Here is an 18,503-nt window from a genome sequence, read left to right on the forward strand (position 1 = left end):
CGGCGAGGTGTTGTTCCTGAGCGGTCGTGCGGTGTTCGTGCGCTCGCAGGCCGGATTCGACGGCTACACCATGCCCCGGCCTTGGTCGCCGTGAGTCAATCATTCGGCTTGTTTGATCTTCAAGATTATCGTAATAACCCGCTGATCGCCCTACTTTTTCCACCGATGAAACCTCTGGCTCACTCCTGTGCGGCGGCCGTGTTGCTTTGCGTCGGCACGGTTCTCCACGCCCAGCAGATCGACTGGGGGAGTGAAATTTTCAGTGACTTGGTGGACAGCGAAGGCGAGGTGCTCGACAACACTTTCGTCTTCCAGCTCGGGGCTTTCGATGCCGGTTACAACCCTGCGGACTACGAGCCTGGGGACTGGCTGAACCATTGGCAGGTCTTCGACGAGGCGGCCTACAACGGCATCGAGGAGCCCGTGGATGACGGCGTCTGGGGGTACTACACCTCGACGGCGAACATGGAGCCGGACGGCACCAGCGACAGCCCGGAAGAGTCGTCGGGTGCGACGAGTTTCGAGGGACGGCAGGCCTACATCTGGATCCGCAACGGCGACAATCCGGAGCCGGGCACCGAGTGGTTCGTGGTCACCACCTCCTCATGGGTCTATCCGACCGCCGACAGCGGGTGCTGCGGCAGCAGTCTGCCGCTCGAGTGGTCGAGCAGCGACCTCACATCGGGAGACACGCCGCTGTGGGGTTCGCAGGGCGGGATCGAGGGGCCGGGGGTGTATTCGGTGACGGGGATCTACACCCAGCAGACCTTCACCTTCGTGCCCGAGCCGTCGATCGCGATGCTCGTCGGCCTTGGCGGCATGCTGTGGGCGGTCAGGCGCAAACGCGCGGCATGAAAGGCTTTTCCGCGTCGTGGTGCTGCGCCGCGGTGCTGCTGGCCGCGGTGGCGGAAGCGGAGACCATCCAGTGGTCCTGCGATCCATCATCGGTGAACCGGGAAAGCGACGGAGCGCCGATGGGCGCCGGCTTTCAGTTCGAGCTGGGTGTGTTTTCTCCGGGATTCACTCCTACGATGGCGAATCGAAGCCAGTGGCTTGATCATTGGCACGTCGCACAGACGACGAACTATGAGTCGGGCAATGGTCGATTCGGCAGCGAGTTCCGGGTCGAAGGTAATGCTTCGCCGTTCGTGGTCGATGCGGAGGCATGGATTTTGGGTCGTCGGAATGACGCGACCGGGAGCGAGTGGGTGATTTTCCGAGCCGCCTCGTGGGTTTGGCCTCTGGCGGATCCGTTGGCTCCCGAGCCGCTGGAATGGAACACCGCCGATGCCGGCATCGTGCTGGCCGGCGAGGTGAATGGCAGCGGATCGCCGTTTCTGATGAAGTCCGAGCGCATCCGCGATTACGGGCAGTGGCAGGCATCGGAGCTGGCGGGCGAGTCCCTGATCGCCACCGACCAGGATGCGGACTTCGACGGGGTGGCGAATATCGTCGAGTTCTTCTGCGGCACGGATCCGGCCGACGCCGCCTCGCGGCCTGCGGTGGCATGGAGTTTCGCCGGTCCGGGCGGGCCGTTCCTGCGGGTGGAGTATCCGGCCGATCCCGGCAGCCTGGCGGTCGCGAGCGTCGAGGCGAGCGACGACCTGAGCGGGTGGAGCGCCTCGGGCGTCGCGCTCGAATGGTCCGCCGGGATGCTGGTTGCGACCGATTCGGTGGCGGCGGGACCGGGAGTGCGACGCTTCCTGCGGCTGCGGGTGGAGCTGCCGTAGGGGAGTGGCGCTTCCTTAAGGCAACTCTTCGGGAAACATGCCGAAGTGCCACGCAGTCGCCCAACTACCGGAGGCGGGGCGCCCCCGTCCCGCGACCCTTCGCGGTGGCCAAGGCCCGCAGGCCCGCAGGCCGGGGGCGGCCTGCCTCCAATGCTGCCATGCCGGAGCCGACCTCGGAAGGAATCGAAGTGGCTTGAGGCAGCGCCACTCCAATCGCGGGCTTGCCACGGCGCCGGATTCTGTTGGAGGATACGACAACCTCGCAGAAGAGGACATCCACAACCCCAACAATAATTATGAACGAAGTCGCGCCACCCGAAGTTGCCGTCAATCCCGTGCTGGGCATCCTCGTCTTTCTCATCGGCATTGGCATGCTGGTCTGCTGGATCATGGAGATCATCGCTGCCTTCAAGAAGGAGGAGAAGCCCCTGATGGGCATCCTTTCTATTGTCGGCGGGCTCATCTGTACGCCCCTGGTGCCGATCATCATCGGTTGGATTCACGCCAAGAAATGGGGAATCCAGAAGATTATGCTAATCTGGACCATCCTGTTTGTTGTTTTCGCCATCCTCTACGGGACCATGTTTGCGAGCATGTTCTCGACCATGCAGGAAATGCAGATGCAGTAGGTGACTCCCTGACTTGCCGTGAAGCCGGCGGGCGGTAGCCTGCCGGCATGACGACGGTCCGCGAGTTCGCCGAGCGAGTGCTCTTTGCGGACTCGTTGGCTGACAAGCTGGCGCCGCCAGCGCCGGATCTTGAGGACTTGTCCCGGGGTCCGGCTCTGGCGGCGCCTCGCGTGCCGGGGCGACCGGATGGGCTGGCCCTGTCCGATTCCGGCGTGCGGGCCGGATTTCCCTCGCTGGCCCGGGTCGAGGATGACCGCGAGCGGGGGCGCCTGCTGCACTTCTTCGCCAATCACGAGCTGCTGGCGACCGAATTGATGGCGCTGGTGCTGCTCAAGTTCCCCGACGCGCCCGACGAGTTCCGTGCCGGGGTGCTGCGAACCCTCAAGGAGGAGCAGATGCACACCAAGCTCTACCTGCGGCGGATGGAGTCCTGCGGGGTGGAGTTCGGCGAGCTGCCGGTGAACGGATTTTTCTGGAAGCTGGTCGCGCCGATGGCGACGCCGCTCGACTACGTCACCCGGCTGTCGTTGACCTTCGAGCAGGCGAACCTCGACTACTCGCGGGGCTATGCCAGGGTCTTCGACGAGGCGGGGGACCCGGACACGGCGGCGATTCTGGACCGGATTTATCGCGACGAGATCGGGCACGTGCACTACGGGCTCGAGTGGTTCCGCAAATGGCGGCGGGGAAGCTCGGATTGGAAGTCGTTCTGCTCGCTGCTCGGCGCGCCCCTGTCGCCGGCTCGGGCGAAGGGGAGCTTCGAGTTCAACGAGGCCGGGCGGCGCGAGGCCGGGCTCGACGAGGAATTCATCCGCGAGCTCAAGGCCTTCTCGCGCTCGCGGGGACGCACGCCGCGGGTGCACTGGTTCAACCCCGGGGCCGAGGACTCGCTGGCGGGACGTCCGCCGGGGCGGGCGATGAACCGCGTCCGCCGGGATCTCGACCTACTCATGGCCTTTGTCGCGCGCGGGGACGATGTCGCGCTGGTGGATGAGCTGCCCTCGACGGGGCATCTCCTCAGCTTGAAGGAAGCGGGTCTCGAGATGCCGGAGTTGGTGCCGCGGCGGAGTGCCGGGAGCTTGTCGGAGCGCAAGTTGGGCGGTGCCCGGCCGTGGGCGGCGACCGGGCCGGAATCCGGTCTGGCCGCGGAGATGGGGTTTCGGCTCGAGCTGACGCAGCCCCGGCTGTTCTCCAAAGTGGAGCATGCCGGGCTGCTGCGGCGTGTGCTTGCTGAGGGAGGCTGGTCGATGCTCGCGGATCCCTCGGTGGCCGGTCGCCCGGTCGCCACTGCGGCCGAGGCGGCGGCGTGGGCGGATGGAGAAGGGGAGTGGGTGGTGAAGGCCGAATTTGCGACCGCAGGGCGGGAGCGGCTGCGTTTCCGGGCCGGCGACCCGGTCGAGGCGGGTTTTCTCGAGACCGGCGCGGGAGTGCTGGAGCCGTGGCTGGACCGGGTGCTGGACCTTTCGATCCAGTATGACCGGCTCGACGACGGGCGCTTGGTCCGCCGTGGCTTCGTGGTGCTGGAGAACACGAGAGGCGGGCAGTTTCGCCGTGCCCGGGTGACCACCCGAGTGACCGATTTTCTTTCGCCGGGAGACCGCCGGCGGGTCTTCGAGGGAGGAGGAAGCCGGGGCCATCTGGCGGCCTGGCTTGAGGACGTCTTCGAGCCGCTCTTGAACGATTGGCTCGGGGAACACCGCGGCCCGCTGGGAGTGGACGCCATGTTCTTCCGGGATGCGGCGGGAGAACTCCGCTTTCGACCCGTGGTTGAGGTCAATCCCCGCTTCACCATGGGCCGGGTGGCGGTCGAGCTGGATCGTTTCGCCCCACGACCGGGGACCACCGCGCTGACGATCCTGCCGATCTCGGCCCCGGCACCTCAAGGGGCGTTGAAACTGACCGAAACCAGTCCGTCGACAGCCTTCGTGGCGTATCGGACCGAAACGTCGTGACGCTTCCCCGCGCAGGCTCCCACCACCTGCGACGGTTCCAGGTGCCTCGGCCTTCGGACTTGCAGATAGTGGCCGTTGCTCCTACCAGAGGCCCATGTCCAACGCCCGCCACCGCATCGATTTTCCGAGCAATGAACCTGTGAATTCCTATGCGCCCGGCACCCCCGAGCGCGCGCGCCTCAAGCAGGCCCTCGAGGAGTTGGCGGGCACCAAGGCCGAGATCCCGCTGATCATCGACGGCAAGGCGGTCGAAACCGGCAAGACCGTCGACTGCGTGATGCCCCACGATCACGCCCATGTGCTCGGCCGGGCGCAGCTGGCCGGGAGCCAGGAGGTCGAGACCGCCATCGAGGCCGCCCGGCGGGCCGCTCCGGCTTGGGCCGACATGGATTGGGCCGATCGCCTCGCCATCTTCCTCAAGGCCGCCGACCTCTTGTCGGGACCCTGGCGCGACCGCGTGAATGCCGCCACCATGCACGGGGTTTCGAAAAACGCCTACCAGTCCGAGATCGACGCCGCCTGCGAACTGTCGGACTTCCTGCGCTTCAACGCCTACTTCGCCACCGAGATCTACGCCCAGCAGCCCATCAGCAGCCCGCAGATGTGGAACCGCCTGGATTACCGTCCCCTCGAAGGCTTCGTCTTCGCGGTGAGCCCGTTCAACTTCACGGCGATCGGCGGCAACCTTCCCACCGCCCCGGCGATGATGGGCAACGTCGTCCTCTGGAAGCCGGCGTCGTCGGCGATCTACCCCGCGTGGATCGTCATGCAGGTGCTGATGGAAGCCGGGCTGCCTCCGGGCGTGATCAATTTCCTCCCCGGCCGCGGTTCCGACGTCGGCGACCCGGTGATGGCCAGCGAGCATCTGGCCGGCGTCCACTTCACCGGATCCACCGCCATTTTCCAGCGGCTGTGGAAACAGGTGGCCGACAACATTGAGAACTACCGGACCTATCCGCGCATCGTCGGGGAAACCGGCGGCAAGGATTTCATCGTCGCCCACGCGAGCGCCGACCCCAAGGCCCTGCAGACCGGGTTGGTCCGCGGCGCCTTCGAATACCAGGGTCAGAAATGCTCGGCCGCCAGCCGCGCCTACATTCCGGCGTCGATCTGGAAAGACCTGCAGGCTCCGCTCGTCGAGGAGGTTGGCGCGCTGAAAATGGGACCGCCGACCGACTTCCGGAATTTCGTCAATGCCGTCATCGACAAGTCCGCCTTCGACAGCATCAAGGGCTACATCGACGCCGCCGCCGCGGCCGACGACGCCGAGATCCTCGTCGGTGGCAAGTGCGACGACAGCACCGGTTACTTCATCGAGCCGACCATCATCCTCACCAGCAATCCACGGTTCCTGACCATGGAGGAGGAGATCTTCGGCCCGGTGCTCACCATCTACGTCTACGAGGACGCCGACTACTCCGAGGTGCTCGAGCTCTGCGACACCACCAGCCCCTATGCCCTCACCGGCGCGATCTTCGCCCGGGAAAAGGCGGCCGTGCTGGAGGCGATGAACGCCCTGCGGAATGCGGCGGGGAACTTCTACGTCAACGACAAGCCGACCGGCGCGGTCGTCGGCCAGCAGCCCTTCGGCGGCGCCCGGGCCAGCGGCACCAACGACAAGGCCGGCAGTGCCCTGAACATGATCCGCTGGGTCTCTCCCCGCACCCTCAAGGAAACCTTCGTTTCGCCGACCGAGACGAGCTATCCTTTCATGGGCGAAGAATGAGAGCCTGATCTCTCCCACCAACCCCGACCCATCATGCTCGACTACGAACTCGGTGTCATCGGCGCCGGCAACATGGCGACCGCGATCCTGCGGGGTGTCATCGAAACCGAATGCCTGCCGAAGAATGCGATCGTGGCCTACGATCCGGACGCCAAGCGCGAGCAGTTGCTGGCGCTTGAGTTCGGCATTCTCTGCGCCCAGTCGCTCAACACGCCCGGGTCCTGCCCGCGGGTCCTGCTGAGCGTCAAGCCGCAGGTCATGGACGGGGTGCTCGAGGCCATTGCCGACAAGGTCAGCGACGAGACGACGGTCATTTCCATCGCCGCCGGCATCACCACCGAACACATCGACCGCAAGCTCGGCGGAAAGGGCCGCATCGTGCGCGTGATGCCCAACACCCCGATGCTGGTGGGCTCGGGGGTTTCCGCCATTGCCGGCGGGCCCCGGGCGACTCCCGACGATGTCCACTGGGTCCAGCGACTGTTTGCGGCCTCGGGGCTCACCGTCGTGATGGATGAGTCCATGCTCGATGCGGTGACCGGCCTCAGCGGGTCGGGACCGGCCTACCTTTTCTACCTGATCGAGGCCATGACCGAGGCCGGCGTGCGGGAGGGCATCGATCGCGAGATCGCCGGAATGATGGCCACCCAGACCTGCATCGGCGCCTGCAAGCTGATCGGGAAGACCGGCAAAACGCCGGCCGAATTGAGGCGCATGGTGACCACCCCGGGCGGCACCACCGAGGCGGCCGTCAACCACCTCGACGAGCACAAGGTCCGCGACAGCATCGCCGCAGCCATCAGCGCCGCCACCGAGCGCAGCCGCGAACTCGGGAAGTAGGATTACGAGAGAGCGGAGCTCGCGAGCAACTTCACGGGTTTTGACGCCGAGACACGAAAAAGACCACAAGCGCGACCACAAGCACGCATCCGGCAGACCAAAGAGCCCAGTTGTGGCCGGCACCCTCAGCACCATCAGCGGTGGAAGCTGGAACATCCTCGGACGGGGCCTTGCTGCCGGGTTCCGTTTCGTTCGCTTTTCCCTCGGTTGTTCTGCGCTGCCGAAGCGGGTTGTTCGATTGCTCTGCAAGTCTCTCCTCCAGCTTTTCGATGTGCCTCTTGACATTCACTCTCACGCGGACGTCGTCGTCCGCTTGGTATTGCCGGATCAAGTTAAGATCTGACCGGTTCCCGTAGGCGCTGAAGACGGGCAAGGCGGCATTCACCAGCAAATAGTAGTCGTCCGAACGGGGGTCGGGCTGTTCTGCCAGTTCGGAGCGCAAGAAATCGAGAAGTTTCGTCTGATCCCCCGGAGCAGTCTTTAAAGCCATCACCACGTCGGACATCTTTCCGTAGTCTCCCCGATACTCATCGGTCAGCAAATACATCAATGCCGGCCGGACCGCAGCTCCCTGATCCCGATACCACTGAAGCTCCTTCCAGTAGGGATGATCCTTCGGATACCCTGGAGCATCCACGTAGTGCCCGTGCTCTCTGAATGATTCGAGAACCCTAGCGCTTATGGGGTCACTGGGCGGGTCGCCCTCGGCAAAGAGGGCTGGCTGAAAGACCACCAACACTGCAAGGAAAGCCGCCCTCCCTGGAGAAATCGTTCTCCTCGAAGGCAGTGCACCATGGATCTGCATAACATGCTCTGATCAACGGCCCCTCGGCCATAAGTTCGCAAAGTAGGCGATCAGAGCTGCGGCCAAAATGCCGCCTGAAATCCACAGCACCCATTTCGGAAACTGCATCCCGCCCGCATTCTCACTGGTCTCCGCATCAGGCACCGTCGGACGCCCTCTATGGGATTCATTCCGAAGCTGTTGCCTGTCTTGGTGACGCGACGATGAAGCTGCTTCAAGGCCAATTTTCTCGCAACCGGGCCAGTTCTCCCTCAACCAACGGACAAGGTGGTCGATCTTGGCTTCATGGGAAAGGTCCTCCTCTGGCGCTTCATAATCGGCTCCAAGCTGCTCCAGATTGTAGACGATTGAGCCATAGGTAGAGATTGAAACGTCGTGGATATGATCAGGGTTAAGTTCGCCCTCCGGCTTGGCTACCGCACCATCACGAAGGAGCATCCTTGCTCGACATGAGACGAAATCATACCCGAATCTCTGAACTGCCATGTTCGCTATTGATGAAATCAGGTAAAACCGTCTCGGATCGTCTTCGTGTTGAAGCATTCTTCTAAACCCATCCTCGTTCTCAACCAGCCTCGGGTCGTCGAAGATCGCATAAGACAGCGGTTGGGTCGTTCTCGGGCTGTCGGGCTTGAATTCATCCAAGCTCAGCATCCACAACAGAACGGCTCGCGTCCGCTCGTCGGCGCTCAATTCAGACAGGCTATCCCAAACCGCTGTCTTGAATCTGGGATCGCGATCTTCCCTAAGTCTGTTTCTCTCGGCGAAAGCATTATCCGCTCTCGCGAGCAGTTCTTCATCGCTGACAGCCCATGACGTGCATAAAGCAGCTGCCCAGATCAATGCAACCAGTCTAAAAGTCGTGCTTGGCATATATAACTTTAGCCGGATCATTTGTTCCGACCGGAACTTGGTTCAGCTCGCTCAAAATCTGAGCATCCGTCTTTGACTCCACCTTGCCTTGCACGAAGATCTTCGTGGCAAGACCAATGAAGCAGGTATCCGTCGTGTAGAAGAATTTTCCGTGACTAAAGTTCTCAATGTAGTCCAGGCCGCTATTGCAGACGTTGTAGAAGAATTCGGAGTAATTGAGAAGCGGAAGATCCGACTCAGGAGCATCAATCATTAATCGCTTCGCGGTATCGATCTTGAAATGGAACTCATTGTTGAACCCATTTCCCTGCTTGTTGAAGACCTGTCCATCCGCCGCTACGGGGTCGGTGCTCTTGAAGCGGAGCTCATTCAGCGGTTGCGGCTTGTAGTTTGTCGGTGCCGCCGGGATCTCGCCGGCTTGCGGGACAATGTATGCGAATCCCTCGATCCCCAGTCTATCCAAGGCGGCAGTTGCCTCAGGATCGTTGGCAGGAACACCTTGTCCGCTCTCATTTAACGTGTGAACGTCCAACTCCGTGCCGTCACCACGATAGCTGAGGCCGATGTCTGTGTATCCCACTCCGAAATTCGTGAAGTCCGCGATCTGCTTATGGGTCGACTTCAAAAAGTTCGGCCCCATCCCAAAGTTTGAGTGGCCGTCGTAGACGACAATGCGACCGTCAGCACTCAGAGCTTTCAATGTCCCATCCTCATTCGTCACGACATCGACGACGTAAAGCTTGGGGTTATCCGCATCATCCTTGCCTTTCACGGTCCATGTGTCTCCATTTCTCCTCGCCTTGACTCCATCAAGATACTCTTCAAGGAGGTCACGGCTCGATTGGTCCGCGTTGTCACCAAAGACTGGATCTGGACCAATGCCAAAGGCTGCGGTAATATCAACGGGCAACACTGCGACGATGACCGTGCTGGGAAGCGCGCCGTCTTCAATGTTGGTGGCAGAGAGGTCGATCTGAACGGACAGATCCTGACTCTCGGGTGCCTCGTAGCATTCGGAATCCTCGACGTGTGTGGGGCCCACAGATGCAGGAAAGTAGGAGTCCAGCGTGAAGCTTTCCTGAGCCGCTGCTTCCCACTCGCCGTGCCGTGAGTTGACATTGAGCAATCCAGACAGACCAGAGCCTGACGCCGGGGTGATTGTCCAGCTGAGTTGGTCGTTGAACTCAGACGAATCGCCGGTGTATTGTGGGTATTCTGCGCTCGCGACCGCCACCAGGACGACGCGCTTCTCACCGGCCGGGATGGTAATGGTCCTCGAGCGAGTCAGGGTCTCGCCAGCCGAGAGATTCCCCGAAACGATGAACCACTCGGCGTCGGGCGTTTCGCCCGGGTCATTCGGATCAGTCCCCTGATCATTCTCCCCGCCATCCGTGATTCCGTCGTCGTCGCTGTCTGGGTCGTTGGGGTCGGTTCCGAGGCTGACCTCTTCTCCGTCGGTCAGGCCGTCATCATCGGAGTCCGCGTCCTTCGGGTCGGTTCCACCCGAGACCTCGGCACCGTCGAGCAGCCCGTCATCGTCCGTATCCGGGTCAAGAGGGTTGGTCTGATAGAACTCGATCTCGTCTTCATTCGACAGGCCGTCTCCATCCGCATCCCAATCCTCCAGGGTGGTTCCAACGGGAGGCTGGTTGTCAGTGAACCAGAGCCGGAAGAACGCCTTGTCGGCGGTGGTGAGGATCTCATGGGTGATCTCGACACCGGTGCCCGATTCAATGACCGGCATCCAGAGCCACTCCTTCAGCGGAAAGTTTGGATCCGACGCCTCGACGAAATAGGTCCGGCCCACCTGGCCATCCCAGCGGAGGAACTTGTCGCCCGCCGGGACGATGATGACCTCCGTGTTCTCTGGGTCGGGAGAAGCCTCGACGATTCCGACCGCCGCGAGCAGGGCGGAGGTCGCCGCCATCAGAAAGGCTGCCCGATTCATCGGTCACCTCCTTCCATCGCGGGTTTGAGGTAGCGGCTACCCCGGTGAGGTCGGAGGATGATCGTGTGATCCCGGGGTCGGTCCGGATTCGCAGCTTTCCATGCATCCGCATCCGCCCGGTATTTCTCCCGAGCCGCCTCCATCGCCTCCAGCTCAGACCGATGCTTGGCGCAGTAGTCACGCACCGCTTCGAGGAACGCTCTTCCTGCCATGGCTTCATCCGGGCCACCCGTGAAGACGATTTCACCCGGGGCCACGTTTGGATGGTCGGGCACAAGTCGTTGCTTTGCCAGTGGGTGGAGCCGGGTGGTGTCGATGCGCCAAGGTGAGAAGAAGACGCTGTAGGTGACGTTATCGGACGAAACCTCCTGCATCGGAGCCAGCAAGCCCCAGTCCCAGCCACACCATGCTTCCAAGGACTCCTTGGTCTCCGGGTCCTGCCATTTCAGGTGGCTGAAAGTCCGGTCATAGATCGTGACCGACAGTCCGAGCAGGTAGTGGGGCGGCCCCGGCTCAAGGAATGGTGCGGGTGGCACCTCCCTTGGCTCAGGGACCGGCGGCAGGTCCGGCAGGGTGGAAGGGGTCCCACGGACCACCGTGATCGTGTGCGTGGGCCGGTGAACGGCCGTCGCCTTCTGGACCGGAACCGGCGGCAGGGGCTCCGGCGGGGCCGGGGGCACGAACCGGATCGCCGACGGATCGAGGGTGCCGGAGCGAACTTCGAGTTTGTCTGCCGACTCGGACGCCAACGAGTCCGGCTCGGCCTCCGTCTGCCCCATGATTGACATGCTCAACCCGCAAAGAATCAAGCCGAGGCCAATCGGGGCTTTCATTGCCGCTGATACGATTCAACAGGACACGCCATGTCAAGATTTGCGGAGTTCTGAACCCCGGCCCAGCGGTGCTGAGGAGCCGGCATCAGAGCTTCCCGAGGGCGGTGAGGGTGTCGAGGATCTCGGTGATGGTTCGGATACGGGCGTGGGTGCGCTTGCCGAAACAGGCCGCCAGTTCTGACGGATCCGGGCCGGTGGCGGGGAGGAGTCGTTGGATCGCGGCGACTTGATCGGGCATGGAGGCGGGCCACTTGAGCTTCTCGGACGGCGTGATCGGCTTGCCGCTCGCGGACTCGGCTTCGAGTTCGATCTGCTTTTGTTCGGAGGCGGGAACGCCGGTGTCGTCGGGAGACTGATATTCGGGACGCAGCCAGCGGATCAGGCCGCGCTTCTCTTCTTCGGCGCGTTCGTGGTTGAGGGCGACGAGGCGCTTGAGGAGTTCCTGTCCGAGTTGTTGCGCAGCTTCGTCGCCGGCGGCGAGGCGGTCGGCGAGGGGAGGCACGACACTCCTGTCGTGCGGTTGGACCGGCGCGTGTGCGACAGGAGTGTCGCACCTCCCGAAGTCCTGCCACCCATACGCCTCCAGCACCGCTTCATCGAGTTCGTCATGGATCTGCTTGAGGATGGTGACGAGGCCCTGGTCGTGGATCTTGCGCTCCTTGTCGGTGAGTGAGGTGCCGGTGCGGAGCTTTTCGAGGACGTTGTAGAGGCCGGTGAGCGTCAGTTCCGGATGCGCCGCCTGCCGCGCCTTGCGGTGCGCGTCGAGCTTTTCGCCCAGGTCCCGGATGCGCTGCTTGAGCGGGCCTTCGTCGAGGGCGGGGAATGGGAAGGTTTCGAAGCAGCGGGTCTTCACATAAACAGGATCGTTTCCGACACCGAGGCGACCTCCTGTTTGCAACGCCCAGGCAACGTGGATTAACGACGAGAGCACGCCGAGATTGAAGGGGTCGTCGGATGCGATCGCGATGAGCTTGTTGTCTGGAAGAATCTCCTGATCGAGGAAGACGAAGAACCGGTGTTTGCTTGTCTCGACGGTGGCGATGTAGCGCCGGAGACCGCTTAGTGCCACACGGAGCTCTTGGCGAGGTTTGCCGAACAGCCACCATTTCTCTGCATAGCCTTTCCCGTCTTTCGTGTGAGCCTTCGCGTCACGCTCCGGCTTCACCGTCGTCATGACATGTTGGTAAAGCGTTGGACATTGGTCGCGTGCTTCCTCTTCCGTGAGTCCGTAGAGATCGATGACGCGAACATCGCGTGGATGGCTGGTAAGGTCCCGACCGTTGCGGTATCCACGCAGCCACGTCTCCAAGCCGTCGATGACTGTGTGGCCGAGGTCTATCGCAGTCTGATGATCGACGATGAATCCCGAGCCATGCAATTTGACGCCGGGACAGCTCAATTTCGAGTTGGCAGTCAGTGGAATGGCTGATGAAACGTTGGCTCCGAGCTTGAGATTTTCAGCAATAATACCCTCGATGCGCTCAAGAATGACATCAATCTCGCCGTCTTCCATCTTGGCTTCGCGAACAACCTGTTCCAGCCATCCGGATCCTGCCCCAAGTCCTGCGACAGTCATTGCAATTCTAACATCGGCACCATCCGCGGAATCAACCCACGGGTGATCCGGAATGGCGAATGAGAGATGCAGGGGCTTCTTCTTGTGGGTGAGGAACGGTTCGGTCACCCGGCGGTTGAAGGTCTGACTGATCGAGTTCGTGGTGATGAATCCAAAGCGTTCGATTTCCTCGTCCTGAAGGCATTCGGCGGCATGCTGCCACCAGAACATGACGAAGTCCCAAGCGGCGGGCTTGTGCTTTTGCCAAGCGGCGCGCAAGGCCTCGACGTAGCCGTCCCCAAGCGCTTCCCGCATACGATGTTTCCCGATAAACGGCGGATTCCCCACGATGTAATCCGCCTCGGGCCACTCCGCCCTTCGTGGATTCGTGTAATCGAACAACGGAATCCTCGCGCTTTCATCCGGCACCTCTTTTCCGGTCACGGGATGCGGCTTGGTGGTGCGGCCGTCCCAGATCGTGACGACTTCGCCGGTCTCCGGGTCGCGGCGCGGGATCTTTTCGTCGTAGGCGAGCACGGCGTCGCGGCATTCGATGGAGTTGTGCTTCGGCAGCAGCGGGCGGTCGTTGGTATCGGCCTTGCCGGTGGTGCGCTTGTGCCACTGGAAGTAGCCGATCCAGAGGACGAGCTGGGCGATGGCGGCGGCCCGCGGGTTGATCTCGATGCCGAGGAAGTTCGACGGGCGGATGAGGACGGTGTCCATTTCGAGCGCCCGGTTGCCGCCGAGCTTCTCGAACAGGTCGAGGACCTCGGCCTCGAGGCGCTTGAGGAGTTCGAGCGAGACGTAGAGGAAGTTGCCGGAGCCGCAGGCGGGGTCGAGCACGCGGGTGCGGGCGAGCTTGTGGTGGAAGGTCTCGACCGCCTCGCGGGCCTTGGGCGTCTTGCCCTGTTCGTCGAGTTGGGCGGCGGTGACCTTCACCGTTTCCCACTCGGCGCGGAGCGGTTCAATGAGGGTCGGGCGGACGAGGCGTTCGACATAGCTGCGAGGAGTGTAATGGGCGCCGAGCTTGTGGCGCTCGCGGGGGTCGAGGGCGCGTTCCAGCAGGGTGCCGAAGATGGCAGGCTCGACCGCCGACCAGTCCTGCCGGGCGGCGTGGATGAGGTAGGCGATCTGGTCGGGCCGCAGCGGCAGGGCGCTGGTTTCCTTGAACAGGCCGCCATTGAAGTGCGGGATCTTGTGCTGGATGGCGACCGAGAACTCGCTGCCGGTGGCCATGTCCGTCCACAGCGCCTGGAGCATGGTGACGAGGCCGGCGGGTTGCTCGCGGACGCGTTCGAGCATGCCGAGGAAGGCGTCTTCGGGCAGCAGGCCGACGTCCTCGGCGAACATCGTGAAGAGGCAGCGCTGGAGGAAACCGGCGGTGTGCTGCGGGTCGTGGCCGTCCTTTTCCAGCGAGCGGGCGAGGTCGGCGAGGGCGCGGGCGACTTCGCGGGTGACCTTGGCGGCGTGCTTCGAGGGGTCGAGCGAATGGGGATCGGTCCAGATCGCCTGGAACAGGTCGCGGATTTCCGGGCGATGCAGGTCTTTCAGCTCGATGCGCCGTGAGCGTGGATCGGGGAAGGCCTCGTACTGGCCGCCGGTGCCGGAGAATTCGGCGTAGAGGTCGAAGCAGTGGCCGACGTCGCAGACGATCAGGAACGGTGGGCGGGGTTCGCCGGGTGGGAGCAGGTGGATGTAGCGCTCGCCCTGGGCGTGGGCGCGGTCGAGCGCCTTGTCCCAGGTGGTCGATCCGCGCTGGCCGTGGCCGGCGGAGGGAGCGGCCGGGGCGGCATCGAGGGCGGGGAGCAGCGGCTGGTCGGGGTCGGACTTGTCGCGGCGCGGGTTTACGCCCTGCTTGGTTTCGAGGACGAAGTGGAGGGAGCGGAACAGGTCGATCCAGTTCGGGGTGGTGGTGCCGTCCGGCTTGCGGCGGTCCACGCGACGCTCGAAGGTGTAGGTGTTGAGCTCGTTTTCCGGCCCGGGCGGGTCGGGCTTGTCGAGGCCGAGGAGGTCGCAGAATTCGAGAAGGAACTGCTGGCCGGCTCCCCGCTCGTGCCCACCCGACCTTTCCCAGCGTTGGATGAAGGCGTCGATGGCGGCGGGCGTGAGGTCGTCGGGCATGGATGGCGGCGAGATGCTGATGCTTCATCTATCCGAAGCTCCCACCTCCGACCAGCCGGAAGCGCCGACCGGTCTCCGCTACAGTCGATCTGTCGAGAGAGTCCTGAATCCGCGGTTCAATCTGTTGAACAGTCCCTATCGCCCCGGAAAGAGGTGCTTCCAGACGGTGAAGGCCTCGCGGATTTCCTCCGCCTTGCGGGTGGGGGAGAGTTCCCAGGTGAGGGAACAGTCGTCGGGGAAAAGCGGAATCAGGCTCTTGAAATCGAGCTCGCCGGTGAACGGGACGCGATGATCGCGGGCCGGCCATTGGACGTCGTGAACGTGGGCGCCGAAGAGGTAGGGTGAGACCTCCCCGAGCCATTCGGCGTGATCCAGCAGTCCGAGGTTGTGCTTGAGCTGGACGTGGCCGAAGTCATGCCAGTAGCGCACCTGTGGTCGATCCTTGAAGTGCTCCTGAAGCCGCAGCATTTCGCGCTCGGTCGGCATGTCCTCGAACCGCGACCGCGACTCGACCGCCAGCACCAGGTCGAGTTCCGACGCTTTTTCCGCGAGGGCTTCCAGCGCGTCGATCGCCCGCTGGTAGTAGAGGGGGGCGACCTTCTCGCGCTTCTTGATGAAGGCGATTCGTCGCTTGGCGAAGGCCGGGGAGGTGCCCTCGCCGTCGGCGAGCATGGCGGTCAGGGCCTTGGTCCACTTCTTCGGCTTCATCGGCACCGATCCCATGTGCAGGACCACGTAGCGAGCCTTGAACTCGGCGGCGATCTCGAGCGTCTTGAAAGTCATGTCCATCGCCCGTTCGCGATCCGACGAACGGTGCGAGGTGAACTCGTAGGCGTCGGGCGCGTCGATCATGACCTCGACGGGCGAGGGGAAGTAGTTGTGCACCCCGACGCAGGTGAAGCGCCCGTCGGCGAAGGCCTTCCGCAGCCCGGGCAGCTTGGCGATGGTCATGCCATGGGAGAGTTCCAGCTCGGAAAATCCAAGCTCGAGAATTTCGTCCACCATCGCCTCGCCATCGTGATGGCGCGAGTTGTTCCAACAGGTGGAAAAGGCGGGCATGGCGCGAGGCTGCGCCTCAAATGACGAATGTTAAATGCCAAATGTCGAATGGCCGGGGTTCCATGATCGCGGCGGCTGGGTTTCAGCCCTTGGCATCGCCGCTGAGCAGGAAGACGATTTCGCCTTTGGGCGGGTGGGCCTGGAAATGGGCGAGCAACTCGGCGGCGGTCCCGCGGTGGTAGGTCTCGAACTTCTTGGTCAGTTCCCGGGCGACGCAGCAGCGGGCGTCGGGACGGGCACCGGCAAGGACTTCGAGGGTGGAGACAATGCGGTGCGGGGACTCGAAGAAGAGCGTGGTTCCCTCCGCATCGAGGGCACTCTCAAGCGCCTTGAGGCGTTTGCCCTTTTTCACCGGAAGAAAACCGTGGAAGTGAAAGGCGTGGACCGGCAGGCCTGAGCCAACGAGCGCGGTGAGCACGGCGGAGGGTCCGGGAAGCACCTCGAGTTCGACGTCGGCTTCAAGGCAGGCCTGGACGATCCGGTATCCGGGATCGGACACGCCCGGCATGCCGGCGTCGCTGACGACCGCGATCGCTTCACCCGATTGCGCGGCGGCGATGAGCTCGGGGATGCGCCGGACCTCGTTGTGTTCGTGGAGCGAGACGAGCGGCTTTCCCCGGATGCCGAGGTGGGCCAGCAGCTTGCCGGTCTGGCGGGTGTCCTCGCAGGCGATGCGGTCGGCGTTTTCGAGGATCTCGACCGAGCGGCGGGTGATGTCGCCGAGGTTGCCGATCGGTGTGGGAACGAGGGAGATCATCGCGGGGATTCTCCCGAAGCGGTGGGGTTGGGGTGGAGAGGCGAAGCCGGTTTCATGACCGGCGCTCCTTAGAAACCGTCCGCCAGCCGGGAAACGAGGGCTTCGCCGGCCCGGCGCAGGGCATCGGGCAGCGCGTTGTTGCGCGCGGTCTGCAGGTTCGAGTCGACGAAGAAGCGCGACACCCCCACCGAGCGGCCGGTCGCGAGGACCCGGCTGGGGTCGCTGGAATCCCGCAGGGTCCACTGCAGCGTCACCGTGTTCTGCAATTCCTCCGGGCGCAGGGTGTCGAGGCGGGTCGCGCGGTTCTGCGCGTACTTGATCTCCTCGATCCTGCCCTCGAGCACGGCGTCGGCATCGTCGATCGAGGCGATGCGGTAGGTGCCGTCCTGAACGAAGGCGGCGTTGACCGCGGAGGTGGCGATCACTTCGGCGCGCGGATGAAGGGTGTCGTTGGCGAACATCTTCACCGAGATCGATTCGACCCCGCTCATCGCGGCGGGCTTGGCGCCATCCAGCGTGTAGCCGGCGCAGCCGACGAGGGCGAGGGCGAGGAGGGAGGCGAGAAGGCGCATGGGTGAACCGGGGATCAATTGGAGTTGAGGGCATTCAGGCGCGCCTGCGCCTTGTCGTGAAGCTCGCCCGACTTGGTTCTGCGGATCACTTCCTCGTAGTAGTAGCGGGCCGAGCTGTATTCGCCCTTCTTCTCGTAAAAGACGCCGATGTCGTAGGAGTTCTGCAAGTCGCGTCCCCCGATGTTCGAGATCATCCGGCGCGCTTCCGCATTGCGCTTGTGGCCCGGGAACTGGCTCAGGTAATCCTGCAGCGCCTCCTTGGCGCGGTTGAGGTTGGCCTGGTCCTGGTTTCCTTCATTCGCTTCTTCCAGCAGGATCTCACCGATGCGGAACTGGGCCTCGGGCGCCTGGGGTGAGGTCGGGTAGTTCTCGACGACTTCGCGGAAGGCGACCACCGCCTCGTTGACCTTTCCGTCGCGCACGTGGATTTCACCAATCCGGTAGTCGGCTTCGGCGGCAACCGGTGACCGGGGCGCATTGTCGGCGACCTTCTGGAGCATGCCGATGACCTTGTTGGCCGCGAGCCCGGACTTGATGCCGAAGAAACTGTCGGAGATGTCGCCGTCGGCGGCGGAGAAGGCCAGGGCACTCTGGCGATCAAAGGCCTGCTTGTAATAGCCGCTGCCGGTGCGCTGGGCGATCAGCTTCTGATAGGCGTCGAAGGCATCGAGGGTCTCGCCTTGCTGCTCGAGCAGCTGGGCCTGCCGGAAACGGGCCTCGGCGGCCCGGTCGGAGTAGGCGATCTCGTCGGCCAACTCCTCGTAGAGCTTGATCGCCTTCTTGGTTTTGCCGGCATCTTCCGCGGTTTTCGCCTGCTGGTAGAGGGCCTCGGCCCGGGTGTTGTCGGTCGCTCCGGAGCCGACCATCGGCGGCAGGTCGTCGTTGCCGCCACACGCGGCGAGCAATGCCGCCAGCGGGAGCAGGAAAAGGATTTGGCGCATGGACGGAACGCTAAGGGGGTCGGGCGGGTGCGGGAAGCGAAAATCGGGGCCCGGTCGAATCCCGCGTTTCAGGCACCGCCCGGCACCGGGCGGTCCTGGCCGGCCCGCCCCGGTCCCGGCCATGCGACGGCTCGGGCGGCGGCGGGGGAGCGTTCATTTTGC

Annotated in this window: 15 protein-coding genes; 6 read left to right on the forward strand and 9 right to left on the reverse strand. The window is 63.4% G+C overall.

Translation table 11 applies throughout. The features are described from left to right. Positions 1-165: 165 nt before the first annotated feature. The 6 genes from ACG2LG_RS17125 (at position 166) to proC (ending at position 6,877) form a co-directional block, all read left to right on the forward strand. A complete protein-coding gene (locus tag ACG2LG_RS17125; RefSeq protein ID WP_396261021.1) occupies positions 166-855 on the forward strand; it encodes a PEP-CTERM sorting domain-containing protein in 690 nt (229 codons plus the stop codon). After that, the gene (locus ACG2LG_RS17130) at positions 852-1,730 is read left to right on the forward strand and encodes a hypothetical protein (RefSeq protein WP_396261023.1); all 879 of its coding nucleotides are present in this window, start codon (positions 852-854) and stop codon (positions 1,728-1,730) included. Before ACG2LG_RS17125 ends, ACG2LG_RS17130 begins: the two co-directional genes overlap by 4 nt. Before the next feature lie 296 nt (positions 1,731-2,026). Beyond that, the gene (locus tag ACG2LG_RS17135) at positions 2,027-2,359 is read left to right on the forward strand and encodes a hypothetical protein (protein ID WP_396261025.1); all 333 of its coding nucleotides are present in this window, start codon (positions 2,027-2,029) and stop codon (positions 2,357-2,359) included. 47 nt (positions 2,360-2,406) lie between these two features. Continuing rightward, positions 2,407-4,311, forward strand: a complete 1,905-nt coding sequence (locus ACG2LG_RS17140; protein WP_396261026.1) for a DUF455 family protein — start codon at positions 2,407-2,409, stop codon at positions 4,309-4,311. 94 nt (positions 4,312-4,405) lie between these two features. Beyond that, positions 4,406-6,037, forward strand: coding sequence for an L-glutamate gamma-semialdehyde dehydrogenase (pruA, locus tag ACG2LG_RS17145; RefSeq protein ID WP_396261028.1), 1,632 nt, complete (start codon positions 4,406-4,408; stop codon positions 6,035-6,037). Between the two features lie 33 nt (positions 6,038-6,070). Next, entirely contained in the window at positions 6,071-6,877 is an 807-nt protein-coding gene (gene proC / locus ACG2LG_RS17150) for a pyrroline-5-carboxylate reductase (RefSeq protein ID WP_396261030.1), read from the forward strand. Between the two features lie 31 nt (positions 6,878-6,908). On the opposite strand, the gene ACG2LG_RS17155 is transcribed toward proC, so the two are convergent. The 9 genes from ACG2LG_RS17155 to ACG2LG_RS17195 form a co-directional block, all read right to left on the reverse strand. Beyond that, positions 6,909-7,682, reverse strand: coding sequence for a hypothetical protein (locus ACG2LG_RS17155; protein ID WP_396261032.1), 774 nt, complete (start codon positions 7,680-7,682; stop codon positions 6,909-6,911). A 12-nt stretch (positions 7,683-7,694) separates the two neighbouring features. Next, positions 7,695-8,576, reverse strand: coding sequence for a hypothetical protein (locus tag ACG2LG_RS17160; protein WP_396261034.1), 882 nt, complete (start codon positions 8,574-8,576; stop codon positions 7,695-7,697). Further along, complete coding sequence (locus ACG2LG_RS17165) at positions 8,536-10,482, reverse strand: hypothetical protein (protein WP_396261036.1); 1,947 nt, start codon at positions 10,480-10,482, stop codon at positions 8,536-8,538. Before ACG2LG_RS17165 ends, ACG2LG_RS17160 begins: the two co-directional genes overlap by 41 nt. A gap of 17 nt (positions 10,483-10,499) precedes the next feature. Continuing rightward, positions 10,500-11,282, reverse strand: a complete 783-nt coding sequence (locus tag ACG2LG_RS17170; protein ID WP_396261038.1) for a hypothetical protein — start codon at positions 11,280-11,282, stop codon at positions 10,500-10,502. Between the two features lie 139 nt (positions 11,283-11,421). Beyond that, complete coding sequence (locus tag ACG2LG_RS17175) at positions 11,422-15,012, reverse strand: class I SAM-dependent DNA methyltransferase (RefSeq protein WP_396261040.1); 3,591 nt, start codon at positions 15,010-15,012, stop codon at positions 11,422-11,424. A gap of 135 nt (positions 15,013-15,147) precedes the next feature. Beyond that, entirely contained in the window at positions 15,148-16,071 is a 924-nt protein-coding gene (locus ACG2LG_RS17180) for a sugar phosphate isomerase/epimerase family protein (protein ID WP_396261041.1), read from the reverse strand. An 82-nt stretch (positions 16,072-16,153) separates the two neighbouring features. After that, complete coding sequence (gene rsmI, locus ACG2LG_RS17185; RefSeq protein ID WP_396261043.1) at positions 16,154-16,828, reverse strand: 16S rRNA (cytidine(1402)-2'-O)-methyltransferase; 675 nt, start codon at positions 16,826-16,828, stop codon at positions 16,154-16,156. Between the two features lie 68 nt (positions 16,829-16,896). Beyond that, complete coding sequence (lptE, locus tag ACG2LG_RS17190) at positions 16,897-17,400, reverse strand: LPS assembly lipoprotein LptE (protein WP_396261044.1); 504 nt, start codon at positions 17,398-17,400, stop codon at positions 16,897-16,899. A 14-nt stretch (positions 17,401-17,414) separates the two neighbouring features. Beyond that, positions 17,415-18,341, reverse strand: coding sequence for a tetratricopeptide repeat protein (locus ACG2LG_RS17195; RefSeq protein WP_396261046.1), 927 nt, complete (start codon positions 18,339-18,341; stop codon positions 17,415-17,417). Positions 18,342-18,503 lie beyond the last annotated feature (162 nt).

The organism is Haloferula sp. A504 (genome assembly GCF_044385805.1).
GTDB lineage: Bacteria > Verrucomicrobiota > Verrucomicrobiia > Verrucomicrobiales > Akkermansiaceae > Haloferula.

Excerpts from the sequence above, each read along its gene's own strand:
- ACG2LG_RS17125 (WP_396261021.1), top strand. The coding sequence starts at position 166 with ATGAAACCTCTGGCTCACTCCTGTGCGGCGGCCGTGTTGCTTTGCGTC.
- ACG2LG_RS17130 (WP_396261023.1), top strand. The coding sequence starts at position 852 with ATGAAAGGCTTTTCCGCGTCGTGGTGCTGCGCCGCGGTGCTGCTGGCC.
- ACG2LG_RS17135 (WP_396261025.1), top strand. The coding sequence starts at position 2,027 with ATGAACGAAGTCGCGCCACCCGAAGTTGCCGTCAATCCCGTGCTGGGC.
- ACG2LG_RS17140 (WP_396261026.1), top strand. The coding sequence starts at position 2,407 with ATGACGACGGTCCGCGAGTTCGCCGAGCGAGTGCTCTTTGCGGACTCG.
- pruA (WP_396261028.1), top strand. The coding sequence starts at position 4,406 with ATGTCCAACGCCCGCCACCGCATCGATTTTCCGAGCAATGAACCTGTG.
- proC (WP_396261030.1), top strand. The coding sequence starts at position 6,071 with ATGCTCGACTACGAACTCGGTGTCATCGGCGCCGGCAACATGGCGACC.
- ACG2LG_RS17155 (WP_396261032.1), bottom strand. The coding sequence starts at position 7,682 with ATGCAGATCCATGGTGCACTGCCTTCGAGGAGAACGATTTCTCCAGGG.
- ACG2LG_RS17160 (WP_396261034.1), bottom strand. The coding sequence starts at position 8,576 with ATGATCCGGCTAAAGTTATATATGCCAAGCACGACTTTTAGACTGGTT.
- ACG2LG_RS17165 (WP_396261036.1), bottom strand. The coding sequence starts at position 10,482 with ATGGCGGCGACCTCCGCCCTGCTCGCGGCGGTCGGAATCGTCGAGGCT.
- ACG2LG_RS17170 (WP_396261038.1), bottom strand. The coding sequence starts at position 11,282 with ATGGGGCAGACGGAGGCCGAGCCGGACTCGTTGGCGTCCGAGTCGGCA.
- ACG2LG_RS17175 (WP_396261040.1), bottom strand. The coding sequence starts at position 15,012 with ATGCCCGACGACCTCACGCCCGCCGCCATCGACGCCTTCATCCAACGC.
- ACG2LG_RS17180 (WP_396261041.1), bottom strand. The coding sequence starts at position 16,071 with ATGCCCGCCTTTTCCACCTGTTGGAACAACTCGCGCCATCACGATGGC.
- rsmI (WP_396261043.1), bottom strand. The coding sequence starts at position 16,828 with ATGATCTCCCTCGTTCCCACACCGATCGGCAACCTCGGCGACATCACC.
- lptE (WP_396261044.1), bottom strand. The coding sequence starts at position 17,400 with ATGCGCCTTCTCGCCTCCCTCCTCGCCCTCGCCCTCGTCGGCTGCGCC.
- ACG2LG_RS17195 (WP_396261046.1), bottom strand. The coding sequence starts at position 18,341 with ATGCGCCAAATCCTTTTCCTGCTCCCGCTGGCGGCATTGCTCGCCGCG.